Genomic DNA, 4,883 nt, shown 5'->3' with positions numbered 1-4,883 from the left:
CGGGCATGGCTCTCCTCCAATATGCTTCTTGTCTCGACAACTCGAATCATACCGGGGCGGGCCGTGCCCTCCTTCCTATCTGGACGCTATCCTGCTGTCAAAGTGCGCAAAAAATTGTACGTTACCCCCGCAAACCGAACCGGTAATCACAGAGCGGCTTCGGAAGGACGTTGTGCATATAGACAATTTGCCGTGATTCAATGCGCGGCACCAACACATTTTGAAGGGATAGAACCTCCTCGGCACCAAAGTCCCTTATCATCCGAGGAGCCTTAAACCAATCAAACAAAATGCGGTTTATCCAGCTTCTCTTTACCTCGGGGCAACGCATCACGGAAATGTTATCGACGCTAGCAAGCTCTGGGAGGCCTATGATAAAGAGATACTCATTCTGCTTGTCGGACAGCGCTTTGCGGTAATACCTATTCAGAATCGTAAGCGCACCACCTGATTCAGCTGCAACGTCATATACGCAGATGCGCATTATTCCCTACCGCTTCCCCCACACATGCCGGTCCACGTAGCCCGCGTAGCCCTGGACGATCTTCACGACCTTCGCGGCGAAGCCCACATCGGCGTAGTCCGGCACGGGCGAGCGCCTGCCGGCCAGCGCGACCTCGACGTCCACGGCCTGGCACAGCCGCTCGGCGGTTATGCACCCCAGCGTGAACGCCCCCTTGTCCACCACCTCGGGGCGCTCGGTCGAGGTGCGCAGCGACACCGCCGGGAAGCCCAGAACGGCAGACTCCTCGGCGAGCGTCCCGCTGTCCGACACCACGCACAGCGCGTCCTTCTGCAGGCGCACGTAGTCCGCGAACCCGAAGGGCCTGTGGGCCCTCACCAGCGGATGGAACTCCGCGCGGCGCGCCTCGGCGAACTTCCTGCTCCTCGGGTGCATGCTGTACAGCACGGGCACGCCGCGCTCCTCGGCCAGCGCGTTCACGGCCTCCACCATCTCGGCGAAGTTCGCCTCGATGTCGATGTTCTCCTCCCGGTGGGCCGACAGCAGGATGTAGCGCCCCGGCTCCAGCCCCTCGCGCGCCAGCACGTCGGAGGCCTCGACGTCGCCCGCGTGCGCGGCCAAGACCTCGCGCATGGGCGAGCCCACCACGAAGGTGCGCGCCGGATCGCAGCCCATCGCCGCGAGGTTGCGGCGCGCGTGCTCCGAGTAGCATAGGTTCACGTCCGCTACCGTGTCCACGATGCGGCGGTTCACCTCCTCGGGAAGATTCTCGTCGAAGCAGCGGTTGCCCGCCTCGAGGTGGAACACGGGGATCTTCAGGCGCTTCGCCGATATCACGCACAAACAGCTGTTCGTGTCGCCCAGCACGAGCAGCGCGTCGGGGCGGACCTCCGCCATGAGCCGGTAGGACCTCGCCAGGACGTTGCCCATGGTCTGGCCGAGGTCGTCCCCCGCCACGCCGAGGTGGAAGTCGGGCTCCCGCAGGCCCAGGCCCTCGAAGAACACCTGGTTGAGCTCGTAGTCATAGTTCTGCCCGGTGTGCGCAACCACGTGGTCGAACGCCTCGTCGGCGAGCTTCATCGTCTCGCTCAGCTTGATGATCTCGGGGCGCGTGCCCACGACGGTCATGAGTTTCAGCTTCCGCATCGTCCTAGCCTATCCGGTAGTGGGGGTAAAGGTCGCGGTGCGCCCGCATCCACGCGGCCATGCCGGCCACCTGTTCGGCGTAGGGCGCGGGGCGAAACGAGCAGTCGAAGTTCGTGCGCACGAGGGTCTTGTCCAAGGCCACGGAGCCGCACGCGCGCACCTCCACCGAGCCTCCTCGCAGATGCTCGTTGAAAAGGCGCAGCAGGTCGCACTTGGAGATGGGCCCCTCCGGCACCATGTTCACGAGCCCGCAGACGTCCTCGCGCGCCGCCGCCTCCATCGCGCGGGCGAGCTCCAGCGTGGTCAGCCCCGTCCACAGGGCGCGCGTCCAGCCCTCGACCGGCCCTTCCTGCGCCATGAACCAGTTCAGCAGCCCGATGCCGCCCGGGTCCGTGTCCGGGCCCACGATGGAGTTCCTGAACGTGAGGTTCTTGCCGTCGCGCAGCTCGCCCGCGGCCTTGGTGCGGTCGTAGACCGTCTCCCCGTCGGGGACGCTGTCCTCGGTGTAGGGGCCCGTGTTGCCGGCGAACACGCAGTCGGTGGACATGTGGAAGACGCGCGTCGGCATCCCCTCCGCGAGGCGCGCCAGCACGTGGGGCAGCTCGCCGTTGAGGTACGCCGCCCCCTCCGGGTCGCGCTCGGCGTGCTGGTTGAGGACGCCCACGCAGTTGACCACGACGTCGAACCCTCCCCCGCCGACCGTCCGAGCGAGCAGCGCCTCGTCGCGGGCGTCGCCGTTCACCTGGCGCTCGAGGAACGCCACGGGGCGGCGCGAGAAGCCCGTCACCTCGTGGCCCCGCTCCTTGAGGTAGAGGGATATGGTGTGCCCCGCCATGCCCGAGGCCCCGAGGACGAGGAACCGCATCACTGCGCCGCCTCGCGCTCGCGGCCCTCCAGGGCCAGCCGCACGTACTCGGCCGTCTTGATCTTCTCCACCGCGCCCGCCACGTCCAGGCGGCGCGTGTTGTGGCTCGTGTAGGGCTCGTCGGCCTGCGTCCGGACCTCGCCTTCGACGAAGAACTTGTCGTAGTTGAGGTCGCGCGAGTCGGCGCGCACGCGGAAGTAGCCGCCCATGTCCTCGGCGCGCAGCCGCTCCTCGCGGGTCATGAGCGTCTCGTAGAGCTTCTCGCCGTGGCGCGTGCCGATGACCTTCGTGCCCGTGCGGCCGAAGAGCTCCTGCACGGCCTCGGCCAGGTCGCCTATCGTGGACGCCGGGGCCTTCTGGATGAAAAGGTCGCCGGGATCCGCATGCTCGAAGGCGAACTGCACGAGGTCGACCGCCTCGTCGAGGTTCATGAGGAAGCGGGTCATGGACGGGTCGGTCACCGTGACGGGGCGCCCCTCGCGGATCTGCTCGATGAACAGCGGGATCACGCTGCCGCGGCTGCACATGACGTTGCCGTAGCGCGTGCAGCAGATGGTGGTCCGCCCGGCGCCGTTGCGGGCGTTGGCGTAGATGATGGACTCCATGAGCGCCTTCGACTTCCCCATGGCGTTGATGGGGTAGGCCGCCTTGTCGGTGGACAGGCACACCACGCGCTCCACGCCCTCGTCGATGGCGGCGTGCAGCACGTTGTCGGTGCCGACGACGTTGGTGCGGACGGCCTCCATGGGGAAGAACTCGCAGCTGGGCACCTGCTTGAGCGCGGCCGCGTGGAACACGTAGTCGACGCCGCGCATGGCGTCGCGCACCGAGCGGTCGTCGCGCACGTCCCCGACGTGGAAGCGCACCTTGCCCGCCAGCTCCGGGCAGCGCTCCTGCAGGCGGTGCCTCATGTCGTCCTGCTTCTTCTCGTCACGCGAGAAGATGCGGATCTCGTCGATGTCGCCTCCCACGAAGTGCTTCAGCACGGTGTTGCCGAAGCTCCCCGTGCCGCCCGTGATCAAAAGCGTCTTGCCCGCGAACGCGCTTCCGCTCATCGCCTTCCTCCTCTTGCCAATTCCTCGAGCGCCTCCTCGATCGCATCGACATGGTGCGAGCGGGTGAAATGCTCCGCGAAGTACGCGCGGCCCCTCTCCCCGCACCCGTCGAAAGCGGAGGGCTCCTCCGCGAACCTGTCCATGATCGAAGCGAAGCCGTCGACGTCGCCGGGCGCGACCGCCGCCCCGCACCCCGACTCCTCTATCACCCGGCGCGCGCCCCCGCCTATCGCGGCGAGGACGGGCTTGCCCGCCGCCATGTAGCCTTGGAGCTTCGAGGGCAGCGTCGTGCCGACCCACGAGTCGCCGGCGAGCGAGAGCACGCACGCGTCCGCCATCCGGTAGTAGCGGGGCATCTGCGCGTAGGGCTGCCTGCCGTGGAACACGACGCCCTCCCCCACCCCCAGGTCGGCCGCGAGCCTCTTCGTCTGCCCGAGGCACGCGCCGTCCCCCACGAAGTGCAGCAGCGCGCGGGCGCGGTTGCGCATCCGCGCGAACGCCGACACGATGACGGGAAGGTTCTGGGCGCGGCCCATGTTGCCCATGAACACGAGGTTGACGCGGCCGGACGGCGCGCGGGAGAAGTCCTCGCCGAGGTACTCGTCGCTCGCGAACTGGGGGATGTAGCGGACGGACTCCCCCGATATGGAGTGGACCCGCTCGAAGTACTCCCGAAAGGCGCTCGACTGCACGGAGATCACGTCGGCGGCGTCGTATATCCCCTTGCTCACGCGCCGGTAATGCTCGAGAAGGGGCCGGAACCTCTCGCCGATCATCACCTTCATCGACTCGGGCCAGAGGTCGCAGCAGTACAGCAGGAGCGGGACGCCGTGCATGCGCTTGTAGGCGACGGCGGGGCCGGCCATCATGACCGGGGAGAGCTGGTAGGCGAACACGACGTCGAAGCCGCCGCCCAGCCTCCTTGCCAGCCGCTTCGCCGAATGCGCGAAGCTGTAGTAGTTCGCCGCGAGGCCGAGCGCCCCCGGCCTCCTCGCCACCTCCCAGGCGCGCACGATGCGGACGCCGCCCCGCTCCTCGCGCCTGCGCCCGCCCCTGCGGTACTCCGGGGGGACGACCCCCGACGGGTAGTTCGGCAGACCCGCGAGGACGGTCACCTCGTGGCCCCGCGCCGCCAGGTCCTCGCACACCGCGGTGACCTGGAAGTCCTCCGGCCAGTAGTGCTGGCAGACCGCGAGCACCCTCACTCGCCCGCCCCCTCCCCGGCGCCCTCGCGGTCCACGCCGCGGCGGCTCAGCACGACGGCCACCGTGCGCGCGAGGACCTTCGCGTCGAAGAGGAGCGACATGCTGGCCGCGTACTCCCCGTCCAAAAACGCCTTCTCCTCGTCGGAGAC

Annotated in this window: 4 protein-coding genes; all 4 read right to left on the bottom strand. The window is 67.8% G+C overall.

The features are described from left to right. Nucleotides 1-490 precede the first annotated feature (490 nt). Genes wecB through C2L80_RS13115 form a run of 4 tightly spaced genes read right to left on the bottom strand, consistent with a single transcriptional unit; the run spans nt 491 to nt 4,734 of the window. Complete coding sequence (wecB, locus tag C2L80_RS13130; protein WP_103263353.1) at nt 491-1,609, bottom strand: non-hydrolyzing UDP-N-acetylglucosamine 2-epimerase; 1,119 nt, start codon at nt 1,607-1,609, stop codon at nt 491-493. A gap of 4 nt (nt 1,610-1,613) precedes the next feature. Further along, nucleotides 1,614-2,474 carry a sugar nucleotide-binding protein gene (locus tag C2L80_RS13125; RefSeq protein ID WP_103263352.1) on the bottom strand — a complete coding sequence of 287 codons (861 nt, stop codon included), beginning with the start codon at nt 2,472-2,474 and terminating at the stop codon, nt 1,614-1,616. Then, nucleotides 2,474-3,529, bottom strand: a complete 1,056-nt coding sequence (locus tag C2L80_RS13120; protein ID WP_103263351.1) for a polysaccharide biosynthesis protein — start codon at nt 3,527-3,529, stop codon at nt 2,474-2,476. The genes C2L80_RS13125 and C2L80_RS13120 overlap by 1 nt, the downstream gene beginning before the upstream one ends. After that, entirely contained in the window at nt 3,526-4,734 is a 1,209-nt protein-coding gene (locus C2L80_RS13115) for a glycosyltransferase family 4 protein (RefSeq protein WP_103263350.1), read from the bottom strand. The genes C2L80_RS13120 and C2L80_RS13115 overlap by 4 nt, the downstream gene beginning before the upstream one ends. Nucleotides 4,735-4,883: the final 149 nt, after the last annotated feature.

Source organism: Rubneribacter badeniensis (assembly GCF_002899695.1).
Lineage (GTDB): Bacteria > Actinomycetota > Coriobacteriia > Coriobacteriales > Eggerthellaceae > Rubneribacter > Rubneribacter badeniensis.
Note: the sequence above shows the minus strand (reverse complement) of the source record. Positions and strands in the feature narration are given on the sequence as shown.